At 50.1% G+C, this 15,734-nt stretch carries 15 protein-coding genes; 9 read left to right on the top strand and 6 right to left on the bottom strand.

The genetic code is table 11. The features are described 5' to 3' along the window. The first annotated feature begins 19 nt into the window (after nt 1-19). The 6 genes from EDC56_RS09905 to EDC56_RS09880 all read left to right on the top strand — a co-directional run bounded on the left by EDC56_RS09905 (nt 20) and on the right by EDC56_RS09880 (nt 5,205). On the top strand, nt 20-1,240 hold the full coding sequence (locus EDC56_RS09905; protein WP_211333638.1) for a beta-ketoacyl-ACP synthase: 1,221 nt from the start codon (nt 20-22) through the stop codon (nt 1,238-1,240). Then, a complete protein-coding gene (locus EDC56_RS09900) occupies nt 1,237-1,704 on the top strand; it encodes a hotdog family protein (RefSeq protein ID WP_123712355.1) in 468 nt (155 codons plus the stop codon). The genes EDC56_RS09905 and EDC56_RS09900 overlap by 4 nt, the downstream gene beginning before the upstream one ends. Further along, on the top strand, nt 1,701-2,429 hold the full coding sequence (locus EDC56_RS09895; protein WP_123712354.1) for a 3-ketoacyl-ACP reductase FabG2: 729 nt from the start codon (nt 1,701-1,703) through the stop codon (nt 2,427-2,429). The genes EDC56_RS09900 and EDC56_RS09895 overlap by 4 nt, the downstream gene beginning before the upstream one ends. An 85-nt stretch (nt 2,430-2,514) precedes the next feature. Further along, nucleotides 2,515-3,747 (top strand): beta-ketoacyl-ACP synthase, encoded by a 1,233-nt coding sequence (locus EDC56_RS09890; RefSeq protein WP_123712353.1) that lies wholly within the window; start codon nt 2,515-2,517, stop codon nt 3,745-3,747. A gap of 103 nt (nt 3,748-3,850) precedes the next feature. Then, complete coding sequence (locus tag EDC56_RS09885) at nt 3,851-4,003, top strand: DUF2986 domain-containing protein (protein WP_123712352.1); 153 nt, start codon at nt 3,851-3,853, stop codon at nt 4,001-4,003. A gap of 254 nt (nt 4,004-4,257) precedes the next feature. After that, nucleotides 4,258-5,205, top strand: a complete 948-nt coding sequence (locus EDC56_RS09880; protein WP_123712351.1) for a LysR family transcriptional regulator — start codon at nt 4,258-4,260, stop codon at nt 5,203-5,205. 21 nt (nt 5,206-5,226) lie between these two features. Here the strand turns inward: EDC56_RS09880 and EDC56_RS09875 are convergent, their stop codons facing one another. Further along, nucleotides 5,227-5,952: a GntR family transcriptional regulator gene (locus tag EDC56_RS09875; protein WP_123712350.1), complete on the bottom strand. Its 726-nt coding sequence runs from the start codon at nt 5,950-5,952 to the stop codon at nt 5,227-5,229. 143 nt (nt 5,953-6,095) lie between these two features. Between EDC56_RS09875 and EDC56_RS09870 the strand changes: the two genes are divergently transcribed. Next, the gene (locus tag EDC56_RS09870; protein WP_123712349.1) at nt 6,096-7,136 is read left to right on the top strand and encodes a phospholipase A; all 1,041 of its coding nucleotides are present in this window, start codon (nt 6,096-6,098) and stop codon (nt 7,134-7,136) included. 448 nt (nt 7,137-7,584) lie between these two features. Here the strand turns inward: EDC56_RS09870 and cmoB are convergent, their stop codons facing one another. Both cmoB and cmoA read right to left on the bottom strand, forming a co-directional pair. Beyond that, a complete protein-coding gene (gene cmoB, locus EDC56_RS09865; RefSeq protein WP_123712348.1) occupies nt 7,585-8,559 on the bottom strand; it encodes a tRNA 5-methoxyuridine(34)/uridine 5-oxyacetic acid(34) synthase CmoB in 975 nt (324 codons plus the stop codon). Further along, nucleotides 8,556-9,287 carry a carboxy-S-adenosyl-L-methionine synthase CmoA gene (gene cmoA, locus EDC56_RS09860; protein WP_123712347.1) on the bottom strand — a complete coding sequence of 244 codons (732 nt, stop codon included), beginning with the start codon at nt 9,285-9,287 and terminating at the stop codon, nt 8,556-8,558. Before cmoA ends, cmoB begins: the two co-directional genes overlap by 4 nt. A 306-nt stretch (nt 9,288-9,593) precedes the next feature. On the opposite strand from cmoA, the gene EDC56_RS09855 reads away from it, so the two are divergent. Next, nucleotides 9,594-10,475 (top strand): ATP adenylyltransferase family protein, encoded by an 882-nt coding sequence (locus EDC56_RS09855; RefSeq protein WP_123712346.1) that lies wholly within the window; start codon nt 9,594-9,596, stop codon nt 10,473-10,475. Between the two features lie 243 nt (nt 10,476-10,718). Here EDC56_RS09855 and EDC56_RS09850 read toward each other — a convergent pair whose 3' ends face one another. The 3 genes from EDC56_RS09850 to EDC56_RS09840 are packed head-to-tail and all read right to left on the bottom strand — an operon-like array spanning nt 10,719 to nt 13,251. Beyond that, on the bottom strand, nt 10,719-11,099 hold the full coding sequence (locus EDC56_RS09850) for a PPOX class F420-dependent oxidoreductase (protein WP_162844140.1): 381 nt from the start codon (nt 11,097-11,099) through the stop codon (nt 10,719-10,721). 52 nt (nt 11,100-11,151) lie between these two features. Further along, entirely contained in the window at nt 11,152-12,363 is a 1,212-nt protein-coding gene (locus EDC56_RS09845; RefSeq protein ID WP_123712344.1) for an MFS transporter, read from the bottom strand. A 3-nt stretch (nt 12,364-12,366) separates the two neighbouring features. Further along, nucleotides 12,367-13,251 carry a radical SAM protein gene (locus EDC56_RS09840; protein ID WP_123712343.1) on the bottom strand — a complete coding sequence of 295 codons (885 nt, stop codon included), beginning with the start codon at nt 13,249-13,251 and terminating at the stop codon, nt 12,367-12,369. 798 nt (nt 13,252-14,049) lie between these two features. On the opposite strand from EDC56_RS09840, the gene EDC56_RS09835 reads away from it, so the two are divergent. After that, entirely contained in the window at nt 14,050-15,540 is a 1,491-nt protein-coding gene (locus EDC56_RS09835) for an oligopeptide:H+ symporter (RefSeq protein ID WP_123712342.1), read from the top strand. Nucleotides 15,541-15,734: the final 194 nt, after the last annotated feature.

Raw genomic sequence — 15,734 nt, 5'->3', positions numbered from 1 at the left:
TTCATTGAGAGGGGATGCTATGGCTAATGAGAAAACTCAGAGCGAAGGTGAGATTATAGATGCGACTGAGGCAATGCCGGCAGCCTATATTCACGCAGTGGGAGTGCTCAATGCGTTGGGTAATGATGCTGCATCGGTGGCGAGTCGTTTGCGCAGTGGTGATCCCACATCGTTGACGCAAGATGCGACATTATTATTACAAAATGAACGCTGTTTTGTTGGTCGAGTGACGGCTGAACTCCCTACTTTACCAACTGAATTCGCTAATTTTGACTGCCGAAATAATCGTTTGGCTTTGGCAGCGCTAGAGCAGATGAGGCAGCCGATAGATCATGCAATCGCTCGCTACGGAGCGGACCGAGTCGGGGTGGTGGTTGGCACAAGCACTTCAGGCATCGATCGTGCGGAACAACTCTATCGCGATGTGGAGGATGATTTTCACTACCGCCAGTGCGAGATTGGTAGCCTGTCGATATTTATTCAGCGCTATCTCGGGCTGGCGGGGCCGGCTTATACGATTTCAACTGCCTGTTCTTCGAGTGGCCGAGCTGTGTTGAGCGCACAACGTTTATTAGCCTCGGGCTTGGTCGACGTTGTTATTGTCGGAGGCGTTGATAGCCTGTGTCGGTTAACTCTCAATGGTTTTGATAGCCTAGACTCATTATCGCGTCGTCGCTGTCGTCCACTGAGTGCCGATCGTGACGGTATCTCTATTGGCGAGGGTGCAGCTCTGTTGTTGTTGAGCCGTGAGCCTAGTCCCTGTGCGGTATTGGCCGTCGGTGATAGCTCTGACGCGCATCATATCTCCGCGCCATGTCCGCAAGGTAGTGGTGCGGAAGTTGCGATGAGGAAGGCGTTGGAGCAGGCGCGCATCACTGCCTCACAGCTTGACTATATCAACCTCCATGGTACGGCTACGCCACTGAATGATGCGATGGAGGCTGCCGCTGTCTATCGGTTGGTGGAGGACCGAGTCCCAGTGGGGTCTACCAAACAGCTTATTGGTCATACGCTGGGTGCGGCGGCGGCTCAAGAGCTGGTGTTATGTTATTTGGCGATGATGGATGAACAGCCCTACGCCCCTACACATCACTGGCCAGAGGAGAGTGTTGTTGATGCCGCGTTGGCACCGGTGCGGTTAGCGACGGCAGAGTCGACGGCAGGGCGTTTTTACTTATCGAATTCTTTTGCCTTCGGCGGCAATAATATCAGTATATTACTGGGGAGAAATGAGGCGTGAGTGATGTAATACAGCCTTTTAGTCTAGAGCAGGTCTTGCCGCACCGTGCGCCAATGATTCTATTGGATAGCTTAGACGCCGTCTCTGAGACACGAGTAAGCTGTGCGGTAAGTGTACGAGAGTCGCTAAGTTTCAGTGATGAGCAGGGCCTTCCCGCCTGGGTTGGCATCGAGTTAATGGCACAGTCTGTCGCGGCGTGGTCAGGGGCTCGTGCTCTGCAGCGTGGCGAGCCTGTGCGCATCGGCTTCCTGCTCGGTACACGTAAGTATCATAGTTGTTGTGACTACTTTGCACTGGGGAGCCAGCTCGAAGTGAGTGGTGAAGAGGTGTTAAATAGTGATGATATGTCGGTCTTTGACTGTCGCATAAGTTGCGCTGGGGCGGTGTTGGCTGAAGCGAAGCTAACGGCTTATCTACCCCCCGATGAAAAATTACAGCAGATGCTGGATGGAGATGATCGATGACACAGCGAAGAGTCTTAGTTACGGGTGCGAGCAAGGGGATTGGTCGCGCTATTGCTATACAGTTAGGCCGTGATGGCTTTAGTGTTGTAGTGCATTATATGGGGGATAAACCCGGAGCAGAGCAGACGCGGGCGGAGATTGTTGAGGCAGGAGGTTGCGCCGATATTATACAGTTTGATATCAGTGATCGTGAGCAATGTCGAGCCACCCTTGAGGCCGACCTAGAGCAGCACGGTTATTATTATGGCTTGGTCAGTAACGCGGGAATCACACGGGATACAGCCTTTCCTATGATGACAGGGGATGACTGGGACTCGGTGATCCATACCAATTTAGATAGTTTTTATAATGTTATTCACCCCTGTGTAATGCCGATGGTGCGAGGGCGTAAGGGGGGGCGTATTGTCACACTTGCCTCGGTTTCTGGTATTGCCGGTAATCGTGGACAGACGAACTACTCCGCGGCCAAGGCCGGGATAATTGGCGCGACGAAGGCGCTCTCCTTAGAGCTTGCTAAACGTAAGATCACGGTTAATTGCGTCGCTCCTGGTTTGATTGACACCGGTATGGTTAATGATGAGGTTAAGGATGCGGCAATGGGCATGATTCCGCTGCGCCGTATGGGGCAACCTGAAGAGGTGGCTGGATTGGTGAGCTATTTAATGTCGGATACTGCGGCTTATGTCACACGTCAGGTCATCTCGGTAAACGGTGGCATGGTATGAGTTGGGAGAGTATTTTGGCGGATGGACTATATTGCTGTGCTGAATTTTTCGTAGAGCGCCTTTTTATTGTCAATGGAGGCTTAGCATGAAACGTCGGGTCGTTGTCACTGGGATGTCTGGTGTGACCTCGTTGGGCTATGACTGGCCATCGATCGAGCAGGGCTTGCGAGCACGCGAAAATACCGTCGTTAGGATGGATGAGTGGGATCGGTTTGATGGTTTGAACACACGCTTGGCGGCACCGGTAACAGACTTTGAGCTGCCTAAGCACTACCCTCGCAAGAAGGTGCGTTCGATGGGGCGAGTGTCGAAGATGGCTGTTGTCGCTTCAGAGGCAGCCCTGGCCGATGCCGGTCTGCTTGATGACCCTATTCTCGAAAGTGGTGAGGTCGGTGTCGCCTATGGCTCATCTACGGGGTCAACGGATGCGGTTATGGCCTTTGGAACGATGTTGGCGGAGTCTACGACCAAGGCGATTACCTCGTCGACCTATATTAAAATGATGGCCCACACGAGCCCGGTCAATATCAGCCTTTTCTTCGGTCTACGAGGACGGGTGATTACGACGAGCAGCGCCTGTACCTCTGGCAGCCAGGGGATCGGTTATGCCTATGAGGCGATCAAGTACGGTCAGCAGACGATCATGGTGGCGGGCGGCGGAGAGGAGTTATGTCCCTCGGAGTCTGCCGTCTTCGATACGCTTTATGCAACCAGCTTATATAATGAGGAGCCGAAGACAAGCCCGCGCCCCTTCGACGCGAGCCGTGATGGCTTGGTAATCGGAGAAGGGGCTGGCACGCTGGTTCTAGAAGAGTATGAGCACGCTAAGGCGCGTGGGGCGACGATGTATGCGGAGGTGCTTGGTTTTGGCACCAACTGTGATGCGGCCCATGTGACGCAGCCGCGTAAAGAGACCATGCAGATCGCCATGGAGATGGCGTTGAGGGAGGCGGGCCTTGAGGCTGATGATATCGGTTATGTTTGCGCCCATGGCACGGCTACCGATAAGGGCGATATCGCCGAGAGTCAAGCGGCGGCAGCGGTATTTGGTAACACGACCCCGATGAGTTCCCTGAAGAGCTATTTTGGTCACACCTTAGGTGCCTGTGGGGCGGTAGAGTCTTGGCTGAGTATTGAGATGATGCGCCGCGGATGGTTTGCACCTACCATTAACCTCAGTGAGGTTGACGAGAACTGTGGTGAGGTTGATTACATCATGGGGGAGGGGCGTGAGCTGGAAACTGATGTGGTGATGAATAATAATTTTGCCTTCGGTGGCATTAATACTTCGTTGATCTTTGGTCGAGTGAAGGATTAAAGGCATGAGAGATCGAGGTTGTCGCGGCTTTTTACACGTACAGCCTCCCTCGTCTCAGCTCTGTGTGATATGAAGCTTGTGATATGAGTTTGAGAGGCTATTGATGAATAGACGTAAGAAGTTAAAACAGATTATTAAACGTAAAGATGCACGTGGCAAGGCTGCCCAGAACAGCAATAAGCCAAAGTACATTAGTAAAGCAGATAGACTGAAGCTCGAGGTCGTGGAGCCAAAATCGTCGGATGAGCCAGTATAATTATCCGCGTTAACACGCCTGTTGCTGTCTTCAGAGTGAGAGCGAGTGGGTTAGGGATAGAGTAAAAAACCATCGCACAAGGCGATGGCAGAAGGGCTCGAAAGCCCGGCAGAGTGAGACGATATGATCACCGTGTAAAAGCACAGCTTATCAATGAGCTACTCAGAAGAGGGTGACCAAAGTAACTGGTGCCAACTTTATAGATTCTGATATGATTGATAAAGTTTATATTTTTCATTACAGGTATCATCTATATGAATGTCCAAAAGATGGATCTCAACTTATTGGTTTACCTCGATGTTTTATTGGATGAGTGCAGTGTTACACGCGCTGCCGAGCGGCTAGGTATCACTCAGCCGGCGATGAGTAATAGTCTACGTCGTTTACGGGACTGGTTTGACGACCCGTTATTGGTCAGAACCAGCGAGGGGATGCAGCCGACACAGAGGGCGCAGCAGATTCAGCCGTCTATCAGGGAGGCGCTGACGATGCTGGAAAAAACCGTGCAACCGGCAGAAGGCTTTGACGGTGCGACCAGTGATCGGGTGTTCCGTATTATGGCCAGTGACTACGGAGAGGCGACATTACTCCCTCGGCTCTGTGCCCATCTGCACAAGGTAGCACCTGATATTAGCCTCGATATCATGACTCCCTCGGACGTGAGTATTCGCGACCTAGAGCAGGGTAAGGTTGATATGGCGATTAACCGTTTCAGCAGCCTGCCCGACGCCTTCTATCAGAAGGCGCTGTGGTATGACAATTTTGTCTGCCTGATGCATAAAGACAATCCGCTGGCAGAGGATTTTAGTTTTGAAGCCTATCTATCGGCCCACCATATCTGGGTGAGTAAGACTGGTATCGGCAAGGGCATGGGGATGAATCCTCGTGAATTACAGCGTCTCGGGCGTGTCGATGATTCGTTAGCACAGATGGGGAAGGAGCGAAAAATATCGGTGTTCACCCGTCATTATCAGGTAGCAGGCTTGTTGGCGGCACAGACGCATCTGGTGGCGACACTACCGCGTAAGCTAGCAAAGGTGTACGCGGATTCACCGATGTTTGTGGTTCGGCAGGTGCCTTTTGCGATACCGCCCTTTGAGCTGAAGATGGTGTGGAGCCCGTTATTACACTACAGCCCGGATCACCGTTGGCTGCGTGAACAGATGACATTGGTTGCTGAGGCAGAAGGTTACGGTCAGTAATGCTGACTGTTATTGGGCTCCTTAGTTGAAGGTATTGGGCGGTGTTGTCACTGTATGGCTCTGAGTGATGGTCGTCAGATCAAGACTGTCGAGCAGGAGAGTCCTTGTATTGATGTGCCTGTCCATTCTTTGGCAGGCGAGCTCTTCATTGCGCTGGAGCAGGGCTTGAATAATGGCAAAGTGTTCCTCGGCCATGTCATCGGGGTGTTGATCCTGCTGGAGTAGACCGAGGCGAATAAGTCGTATGTGACCGTTAATTTCACGCAGGTATCTCGGTAAGACTTTGTTGCCGCCGCCTCGAGCTAGCTGTAAGTGAAATCGCTCATCCTGCTCTAGCAGTGTGTCGGAGTTGCGTAGAGCCAGTGTATTGGGTTGCCATTGGTTAGCGAGAGCTTGTAGCGCCTGGTCACTCATGTTTTTGCAGGCGGTGCGAACGGCCATCTGTTCTAGGTATTCTCGCAGTTGATAGTAATGTTTAATGGCATCTAATTCGACGCTGCGCACGAAGCAACCTTGCTTTGGGCGAATAACCAATAGACCGTCTGTTTCTAGATGTTGCAATGCCTGCCGGATAGGGGTGCGGCTGACGCCAAACTTTTGTGCGGTTTGGACTTCCGTGAGGCGAGCTCCTGGGGGGATGTCAAAGCGCAATATTTGCTCTTTAAGCTCCTGATAGATATGGTTTACAGTGTTTCTTCGTACACTGTGTGGCTGGGCTTGTGTGTGGGGGGTGTTACTCGCGTCCATGGGGATACTCACTACGACTTTTGGAACAAAGCGACAAAAATGTGATGGAAAAATAACCGTTGGGGCTATATTTGTTATGGCATAGATGGTGAAATGTGCAAGTAGATCGATGTTGTGTACTACTGAATGGGAAAGTTAAAATAATGAAAAATCAATTAACTAGTCGTGAGTGCTGGGTGTTAATTCCCGGGCTTCTTATTAGTTTATCTTCTTTTGCAGACGCCTCTTATGACGAATGCCTATTAGATCAAATGCGTCACGCATCCTCGGAGACGACGTTGATTGAGGTTAGAAAACACTGTGAGGCTAGCCTCTTAGGCGATGAAGAGAAGATTATTGGCAAGGGTAAATTGTCCAAAGTCGAAGGAAAGAAATATGCTGTGAAAGAGCGCATTGTCGAGGAGGACCGTCTCGCCGATGATAAATATGTGATCTTGCCGCACAAGCCGAACTATATTCTCCCTGTCAGCTACAACAGTCATATGAGACCACCGCACAGAACAGAGAATCTAGATGAAGATGCGGTGGACAATACTGAGGTGAAGTTTCAGGTTAGCTTGAAGGCGCGTTTAATCGATGGCCTGATTGGTGATCGAGGCAGTTTGTATGTTGGCTATACTTCTGTCTCTTGGTGGCAGGCCTACAACAATAAAGCCTCGGCGCCCTTTCGTGAGATTAACCATGAGCCTGAGGTGTGGGCTGCGTTTCGCACGGACTATAGTATCGGGGATTGGAATTTACAGCTGGTGAACTTTGGCTTTAACCATCAATCGAATGGTCGTGACGGCGGCAACTCGAGAAGTTGGAACCGCATTGTTGCTGACTTTATCTTTGAGAACGGTCCCTTCTACCTATCGGTACGTCCTTGGTACCGATTACCTGAAGACGAAAAGAAGCCGGGGTCGAGTAAGGGAGACGATAACCCGGATCTGTATAAATACATGGGTTACGGTGAGCTTTCGGGACGTTATCAGTTTGATAACGAGCAGGCGGTGACGGTGATGTTGCGTAATAACTTGGAGTCGGAAAATAAAGGGGCGGTGCAGGTGGATTACACCTTCCCAATACCAGGGCGATTGAAAGGGTATGTGCAGTTTTATAACGGCTATGGCGAAAGCTTAATCGATTATGATAACTATACGAATCGCTTGAGTGTCGGTGTGATGCTAACGGACTGGCTATAAGGCAGTTCGTTAGAGTCTAGCAAGAAAACCCTCTGTGCTGAGCAGAGGGTTTCGCTCTGTGCACTGCTACGATCCTCTATAAGAAGGCTAGCCCCCAGACAGTTGATAGGCTAATAACAAATAGGGCGGCGAAGATATTGATGATGATTGAGCCTTGCTGGTCTTTCATGGTGCTTCTCCTTGTATGCGGACAAGAGCTTGCCGGTCTCCGTTGCTACCCCGACTGAGTCGCTCCGTGTACAGTGGAATCGTTAGCTGACGCAGGGTTATGCGCCCATGGTAAATCCTACAAATCTAATCTTTATTTTTTCTTTATGGCGCGATTAATTTAAAAATTATTGTTGCTACCCTGTTGTTTCTACGCACTTTACTTTAGCGGGTAGTGTTTAGACACCCTAGCAGAGCTTTTTCGATGAAGCAAATCCGGCGTCCCTGCACGGAATAGATACTAGCGGCCGCGAGTGGCAATGATGGTGGCGCGAGTGGGGGCTTGATAGCCTTCAACAGTCTTTTTGTTGTCATCTGGGTCGAGGAAGTCCACTAGTGACTGGAAGTGCATCCACTCTGTGCTGCGTTGCTCCTCTAGCTGTGTGGTATCGATATCGACAATCTTTGCGTCGATAAAACCAGTTCGCTCAACCCAGCGTAGGAGTTCCTTGGCACTGGGTAGGAACCAGACATTACGCATTTGCGCATAACGATCACCAGGCACTAACACCGTATGCTCATCGCCGTCGACGACAAGAGTTTCGAGTACCAGTTGGCCGCCGGGTTTGAGGGCGTACTTGAGCTCGTCAAGGTGGTCGAAGGGGCTGCGACGATGGTAGAGCACGCCCATCGAGAAGACGGTGTCGAAGCATTGCATGCGCGCGGGGAGCTGTTCGCTCTTCAGCGGCAGCAGATGCACATTATCAACTTTAGCGTAGTGGTTGATCGCCTTAAATTGATAGAGAAACTTGAGCGATGGGTCGATACCAACGACGCTGTTGGCACCTGCGCCTGCCATGCGCAAACAGTGGTAACCGCTGCCGCAGCCGACATCGAGTATATTCTTATAGCGCAGCTCACCGAGGTGAGGTAGCACGCGTTGCCACTTCCAATCGGAGCGCCATTCAGTATCGAGGTGCATGCCAAACAGTTCGAAGGGTCCCTTGCGCCAGGGGTGCAGCTGTAGCAGCGTCTGCTTGAGTGCTTGTCGCTGCTCGATGTTGCAGTCGCCACGCACGCTGACGGTATCTCCACTGAGGTCGGTGCTACCGCTGAGCGAGGGTAGCTGCTCTACGATGCTTTGCCAGATCTTTTCATCGCCGTGTGCGTTGGGCGTGTAACTTTGCTCGATAGCTTTGCGTAGCGCCTCGACATAGGGCTCAAGGGGATGATCGGGGTTGGATATATGTTGGTAGAAAGAGTGTAAATCGATCATTTTATCGCCAATAATGAGACAAAGTTAAAACACTGGAACCAGAGGTAGACGTGGCTGAAGCCTGCGTCGTGTAAACGCTCTTTGTGGGTGTCGACGGTGTCCGGGATGAGGACGTTTTCGATAGCTTGGCGTTTCTGAGCGATCTCCATTTCGCTATAGCCCATGGCGGCCTTGAAACCGTGGTGAAGGTCGGTCATGACCTCCTGCTCCATGCTGCCGGTAAGCGCTATTTTTTCTGACAGGATCATTGCCCCGCCCTCATTCATGCCGTCTGCGATGCGTTTGAGTAAGCTAGGACGCTGTTCGGCGGCGATAAACTGCAAGGTGAAGTTCATGGTCACCAATGAGGCGTTGCCGAACTGACTGTCTAAAAGGTCTTCGGCTCTCAGTTCGACGGTCGGAAGCTCGGGGTTGTCGGCGATATTCTGACGGCACTGATCGATCATCGCCGAGGAATTGTCGATGCCAATGATGTGAGTGTCTTTGGCGACAATATTGTGGCGAATAGCGAGAGTAGAAGCCCCCAGTGAGCAGCCGAGGTCGTAGCACTGGCTGCCATCGGTTACGTAGTGCTTGGCGATGACGCCAATCATGTCGAGGGTGAGTCCATAACCGGGTACGGAGCGAGCGATCATATCGGCAAAGACTTGGGCGACTTTGCTATCGAAGCGAAAGTCGGCAGGCCTGCCGCTAGCCGCGGCGTATATCTGATCTGTTTTTGGCGTCATCACATAGGCTCAAATGAGTGCTTTGGGCCATTATACAGGCTTTTTCGTCTCGGTATGCTCGTACTATTGCGCATCGACTTAATCGCTTTAGGGGGAGTCGGGAGGGGTCTAGCTGTTGGTTTCGTGCCATTGTCACTATTCAGCTGCTTGTCGTGTCGTAAATTATCCCGACAGAGTTTAGATAAGCATTGAATATTGTTGCTATGTGCTTGAATATATATGACCCTTGTTAAGGCTTGGTGGTGGCGAAAGGGGGCAACGCAAACAATGATCCGAAATAATAAAACTTAATGGTATTGGTTGTTTATGGCTGTGATTGAGGGAAAACAAGTAGCGTTACCGCTGTCTCTTGACGATATGTCTGACAGGGTGAAGGAGAGTGTTGCCTATGCCCGGCACCATAAAGCCTTAAAGACAATTGCTACCGCCGGAGCCATGGCGCAATCCGATGGTTTGCCGGTATTGATTCGTGTGTGCAAACAACAGCGGCAACGAAGCTCGTCGACTGGCGTAGAGTCTGGCAATCCTTTCTTGCCCTATGATGAAGGGCTCTGTGTCGGGGATATATCGGCGACACATGTTTGCCTATTAAACAAATACAATGTGATGCCTCGTCATGTCTTGATGGTTGCAAAACATGAGGAGGCGCAGGCGATGCCCCTCACTCCGGCCGATTTTCATGCTTTCTGCTTTACTATTGGCGCGCTGGGCGGTTTAGGGTTTTATAACTCATCAGCGCAGGCAGGCGCCAGTGTTAATCACAAACACTTGCAGCTGATTGCTTCTCCTCTCGGTGACCACGGAGATTTCCCCTTCCTCAATATCCTAGAGAAATATGGCCCTGTAGAGGGAATTGATTGTGTGGCTGAGCTGCCCTTTGATAACTTGGTGGTGCGGTTACCGAAGATGGCGACAGTGGCAGAGCGTGCCAAATCAGCTTATCAATTGTACTTACGTATGGTCGCTCGGTTAGGTTTGATCTGCGATATCAACGGTGCCCTGCCACCTTATAACCTACTGATTAATCGTGACTGGCTATGGTTGGTGCCGCGTACTACGGCAGAGGTAGAGGGTATTGGTATTAATGCGCTGGGGTATGCTGGTGCGATACTGCTGACGGATCGTGGGCAGCTGCAAACATTGAAACGCATAGGCGTGTCGGCGCTGTTGCGACAAGCAGCGAAGTAATACGGCGCTCACGTAGGATATGTCCTACAGACATCTAGGTTTATGCGTCTGTTCAACGGCCTTAAAGAAATGAATAATGTTACTACGCATTAGGATGATGCGAATGGTTACAGGATGTGACCAAGACAGAGGATGTTGCTCTTTATAAGCCAGCTTAATGCTGGCTTTTTATCGTCTGCTGTTTATGTTTTGCTCCGTACAGGCGTGCTGAAAAAGCGTTTTACGTCATTAATTATTCGCCGTTTAATTAATAGTGACGCGAATGTATTGGCGCTTATGGTACTTGCCGGATAGACGCGATAACAGGTCGGTGAGGCGCAGTTGCCAGCCATATTTTTTTAGTAGGACTTGCTGGGCGCGTAGAATATCACTTTTTTCTGAAATGAGTTCGGCGCTAGCTGGTAGCGTGTTGCCGTAGGTGTCACCTTTGAAGTTGCAGGGGGTTAGTGCTGCTTTTGTACTATTTTTTAAACGCTTGACCTTGCCAGCGTTTGCTGCCGAGAAAATATAATAATGATGGCCATCACCTGCGCACCAGAGAGGGGTTGAAACGGCAACGCCAGTCTTACGATAGGTGGTGAAACTCATATATTGAGCGTTGTTTAATTCAGGGGAGTAGGGCATCGTATTTACCTTCAGTCTTTTTATTATGGCCGAGCATAAGGGGAGATAACTCTTATTGTAGAGGGTGGCTTTTGCGCTGTGATAATGCATGTTGTGTTAAGTGCATGGCAATAGGGACGAGGATTGAAATGAAGATGGTGAGCCAAGCTAAGCTGTCGAAGTGTTGTAGGCGGGCGTCGGGCCCGCTGCTAAGTACCATGCTGGCGATTGAGGCGGCGAGGCCGGTAGAGATATGCCGGGTCGCTGATTGTAGTGACATATAGGCGCCCCGCAAAGCGGCGGGCGGAACTTGGCTGGCGAGGGCTTGAATAGCGACATTACGGGTGGCATTGGCCGACATGAAAATGATGAAAACAAGCCATAATGGCACCTGTAATTGCAGTATGAAAGCGACAAAGACGATGCTGGCGCTACTCAACCAAGCAGCCCAGGCGATAGGAGTAGAGCCGAAACGGTCGACCATTTGACCGGCGATACGCATGCTGAAGAAGCTGGCGATGCCGCCGACAAGATAAAGGCTACCGATATCCTCACGGGGAAAGCCCAGATTAAACTGAAAGTAACTAGAAAAGTTCGGAATTAAAAGAAAGCCAGCCAACATCGCGCCAGCGGTCATCAGATAGCTGATCATCACACCTGGATGAGCGAGCAGGGTTGGCAGTGAAACGGCCTGCTCTTTCGTTGCGGGCCGCTCTCCCTTGGGCAGTATCAGTGAAATGAGTAGGCTGACGATGAGGCCAATACTGCCGATGAGTAGAAAAGGCGCATGCCAACTAAACCAGATGCTCAACTGCATACCCGTAGGTACGCCCAATACGGCTGCGACAGAGAAGGCACCCATGACCTTTCCCATGGCGCGGCCACGGCGCTCGACAGGGATATGATCGATCAGCAGGGACATGGCAATGGAGGTGGCTGGGCCTGCAAACCCACCCGCGATAACCCGGCAGGCGATGAGCTGCTCGGTATTTTGACTGAAGGCGGCAGCGAGGGTGCCGATGGAGAGACCCAGCAAGGTAAAGGTGAGGACGGCTTTGCGACGGAATCGATCGATGAACCTAGCGCTTAAGATCGCAGCAGTGGCAGCAGAAAAGGTGTAGGCGGCGGTGATAGAGCCAATATCACTGCTGTTCATGCCGAGCCCTTTGGCGAGGTCGGGGCCAAGGGGCATGATCATCATGAAGTCGATGACATTGATGAACTGAACAGCGGCTAGTAGCCAGATGAGCGTATTTTCACTCAAAGCTAGATCTTTTTTGCTCACCGACTATAAGCCTCTCTGCCACTCTTCTCTGAGCGGGGTACGATCAGGGTGAGCAATCGCCTGGTCAATTGTGTGAAGTAACTTGCTCTTATCACGGCCGAGGATCCCTTTTAGCACCAGGTAGTTGGAGGCATGGTCGCTGCGGAAGACGGTCTTCTCAAGTTCGAGCAGACTCAAGAAAAGGCGGATTTCGTTGAATAGCAGTTGTTGACTTAGCGCGATGAATCTTCCCTTAAAGCTTTCTTGGTAACGCTCTGGGCCGCAGGGGAATGATAGTACCAGAGTGGAGAGAAATTCGGGCTGAGTTGCGTTGACGAGTGCGGCGGAGTGACGAGCGTGTTGCTCGCTATAGTGAGCACCACCCATGCCATTGAGAATCATTACGGAAGCCTTCATGCCGGCTTGTTTGATCTTTACGAGGGCGTCGATAGAGGACTGTAGCGTTTCGCCCTTGTGAATCAACGTGAGAATCTCGTCGTCTCCACTCTCACAGCCGACATACATCAACTGTAAACCGAGCGAATTGAGCACGCTCAGCTGCTCGGGCGTCTTCTTCAGTAGGTTGCGTGGTAAGCAGTAACTAGAGACACGTCGCACAGTGGGTAAGTATTGGCGGATGAGCAGCAAGATCTCTTCTAGTCGCCTGAAGGAGAGTGCCATGGCGTCACCATCGGCGAGGAAGACCTTATCGATACGTCGACCAGATTGACTGGCGGCAATAATGTGTTGCTCGACAATGTCGCTGGCTGTCACGGAAAAGCGTTTCTGTGCCTCGCTATACATCTCGCAGAAGCTGCATTGATTCCAGGAGCAACCGTTTGTAACCTGTAAGATCAGCGAGTTAGCTTCTGATGGGGGGCGAAAGACGGGCTCGATATAGTTGAACATGGCGGTACCTAGTAAAGGGAGGCTAATTATATCAGGTTTGGCGTGTTTCCTTGGTATGCAATAGCCGTAGCGCAGCCTTTGGCAGTGATGCGAGACCGTTTTTAGGTCGTTTGCGTGAGTATTGCTTTCAGGCTTTGTTACTTGTTAAGCATCAATTTTTTATTGTTAGCTAGCCATTTAAAGCTGAACGGATGGCGAACAAAAATAGCTTCTACAGTTTTTCTACCGTTAAATGTGACCATTATTGTGCTGGACAATGTGCAACAGCTCGCTTGTTAGTTAGGGCGACTCGCTTTATTACAATTAATTAAAGAAATCTTCTACTGACTGTTTTTTGATCGAACAGCTATTTTTCTTTAATTTTAACACGGTAGTTTTGATTGGGGTCAAGGCGACAAAAAACACTGCCGGCTGGTCTAATTTGCCTCTAATTGAGAGGAGATTAATTACTAATCTTCATCGCATCATTGTGATAAGTTACAGTTAAGCGGTGAGTTCTTAACCGCTTGGTTTTGCCGTTATTTATTCTGCGTTTCCTGGGTTATGGTGATTAAGCACCCCTACTTCTAGCTGTGACGTAATAGCAAATAAGCCCCTGAAATGAATTGAACTGGGTTGAGTTAGAGCGCTCAATTAACATGCTCCTCTGCTTAGTCAATGCTTATTAGCTTCACTAAACCCATAATACGGCAGCTGCTCGAATATAGTTTATCGTTTGGCTCGTGATCATGCCCCTGCGTGGTTGGAGTAGAACTCCGAAGATCTTTGCATCTATGTGAAAAATAGGTATTTGTATTTATGACGTCTCCTTCAATGTTGGATAATTTTAAACAGCCGAAACCTTTCTATATGATTTTCTTTATAGAAATGTGGGAGCGCTTTGGTTACTACGGTGTTCAGGCTCTGCTTTCGCTGTACTTTGTTAAAGCTCTAGGAATGAGTGAGGACCAATCATTCGGCACGACAGCGGCTTTCATGGCTCTTGCGTTTGCTTTAATCAGCGTTGGAGGCTTCATCGGCGATCGTGTGCTAGGTGCGAAGCGGACGATGGTTCTGGGCGCGGCGGTCCTGGCAACGGGCTATTTCTTACTAGCTTACTCGGTCGATCATCAGGATTTTGTGTATATTGCGTTGGGTACTATCTGTATCGGTAACGGCTTATTCAAGGCGAATCCATCGAGCTTATTATCAAAGTGCTATGCGGAGGGAGACCCGAAGCTAGATGGTGCTTTCACACTCTATTATATGTCGATTAACATCGGTTCTTTTTTGGCAACAGCTTTTGTACCTGCCGTTCATGAACACTATGGCTGGAGTGTCGCTTATCTAGTGTGTGGTATCGGTCTAGTTTGTGCCATTCTAAATTATTATGCTTGCCGTAGCTGGGTTGCGCACATTGCTTCTGAGGCGGGCGGAGCTTCCCCAGGTTTTGTTAAGTACGCCATTGTTATTATCGGTACTGCTATTGGGGCCTTTGTTGCAGCCTTTTTGATACAGAATCTATCGATCGCTCACTGGACGTTGGTTGTTATCGGTGTCAGTGTGGTTGCTTATTATTTTTACGAAGTAGCGCGCGATGATACAGGCTACCGAGCCAAGATGATCGTTGCGTTTATTTTGATGTTGGTGGGCGTTGTGTTCTTTGTGCTCTATGCACAGATGCCTATGTCGCTGAACTTCTTTGCGATTAATAACGTAGAACACAATATTCTAGGCTATAGCATCAACCCTGTATCTTTTCAGGCGCTGAACCCCTTCTGGATTGTGGTAATGAGCCCCGTTTTGGTGTTTTTCTATTCTCACTTTGGCTCACAGGGCAAAGACTTATCGATGCCTTTTAAGTTTGCTGTAGGCATGTTCTTGTGCTCTTTTGCCTTCTTAGTTTTACCGTTAGGTGCTCATTACGCTAACTCGCAGGGGATTGTTTCGTCAAACTGGATTATCTTAAGTTATTTCTTGCAGAGCGTTGGTGAGTTAATGATTAGTGGTCTTGGTCTGTCGATGGTCGCTAAGCTAGTACCGCAGCGCCTAATGGGTTTAGTTATGGGTATGTGGTTCCTGACATCGGCCGTGTCGGCAGTCATCGGTGGTTATATTTCGTCGATGACTGCGGCGCCTAAAGGCGTCACTGATCCGCTGCAGACTCTGCCTCTGTATTCTGATGTCTTCCTACAAATTGGTGTGGCATCGTTTGTGATTGCCATTATCACTCTTATGGCGGCACCGATACTGACGCGTTATATCAATGCAGATGTGCCAGTTGGAGAACCAGAGGCTGCTATCGCTTAACTCTCGACAATAGTCGGTCGTTTCTGGCCCGCCTTCCCTGTCAGATTGCTGATTGGGAGGCGGGCTTTTTTGTGGTCGTTGCAGAGAAAAATATCATTGTAGCTGAGGGGTGAGGTAGTAATCTTAGCCCGACTGACTGACTGACTGACTGACTGACTGACTGACTGTTCAGGCTTTCGTCAAGGTCCTTCACC

The sequence above is a fragment of the Sinobacterium caligoides genome, assembly GCF_003752585.1.
Classification (GTDB): Bacteria; Pseudomonadota; Gammaproteobacteria; order Pseudomonadales; family Sinobacteriaceae; genus Sinobacterium; species Sinobacterium caligoides.
This window is presented reverse-complemented; position numbering and strand designations above follow the sequence as displayed.

Coding starts and splice junctions, on each gene's coding strand:
- EDC56_RS09905 (WP_211333638.1), top strand. CDS start 20: ATGGCTAATGAGAAAACTCAGAGCGAAGGTGAGATTATAGATGCGACT.
- EDC56_RS09895 (WP_123712354.1), top strand. CDS start 1,701: ATGACACAGCGAAGAGTCTTAGTTACGGGTGCGAGCAAGGGGATTGGT.
- EDC56_RS09890 (WP_123712353.1), top strand. CDS start 2,515: ATGAAACGTCGGGTCGTTGTCACTGGGATGTCTGGTGTGACCTCGTTG.
- EDC56_RS09885 (WP_123712352.1), top strand. CDS start 3,851: ATGAATAGACGTAAGAAGTTAAAACAGATTATTAAACGTAAAGATGCA.
- EDC56_RS09880 (WP_123712351.1), top strand. CDS start 4,258: ATGAATGTCCAAAAGATGGATCTCAACTTATTGGTTTACCTCGATGTT.
- EDC56_RS09875 (WP_123712350.1), bottom strand. CDS start 5,952: ATGGACGCGAGTAACACCCCCCACACACAAGCCCAGCCACACAGTGTA.
- EDC56_RS09870 (WP_123712349.1), top strand. CDS start 6,096: ATGAAAAATCAATTAACTAGTCGTGAGTGCTGGGTGTTAATTCCCGGG.
- cmoB (WP_123712348.1), bottom strand. CDS start 8,559: ATGATCGATTTACACTCTTTCTACCAACATATATCCAACCCCGATCAT.
- cmoA (WP_123712347.1), bottom strand. CDS start 9,287: ATGACGCCAAAAACAGATCAGATATACGCCGCGGCTAGCGGCAGGCCT.
- EDC56_RS09855 (WP_123712346.1), top strand. CDS start 9,594: ATGGCTGTGATTGAGGGAAAACAAGTAGCGTTACCGCTGTCTCTTGAC.
- EDC56_RS09850 (WP_162844140.1), bottom strand. CDS start 11,099: ATGCCCTACTCCCCTGAATTAAACAACGCTCAATATATGAGTTTCACC.
- EDC56_RS09840 (WP_123712343.1), bottom strand. CDS start 13,251: ATGTTCAACTATATCGAGCCCGTCTTTCGCCCCCCATCAGAAGCTAAC.
- EDC56_RS09835 (WP_123712342.1), top strand. CDS start 14,050: ATGACGTCTCCTTCAATGTTGGATAATTTTAAACAGCCGAAACCTTTC.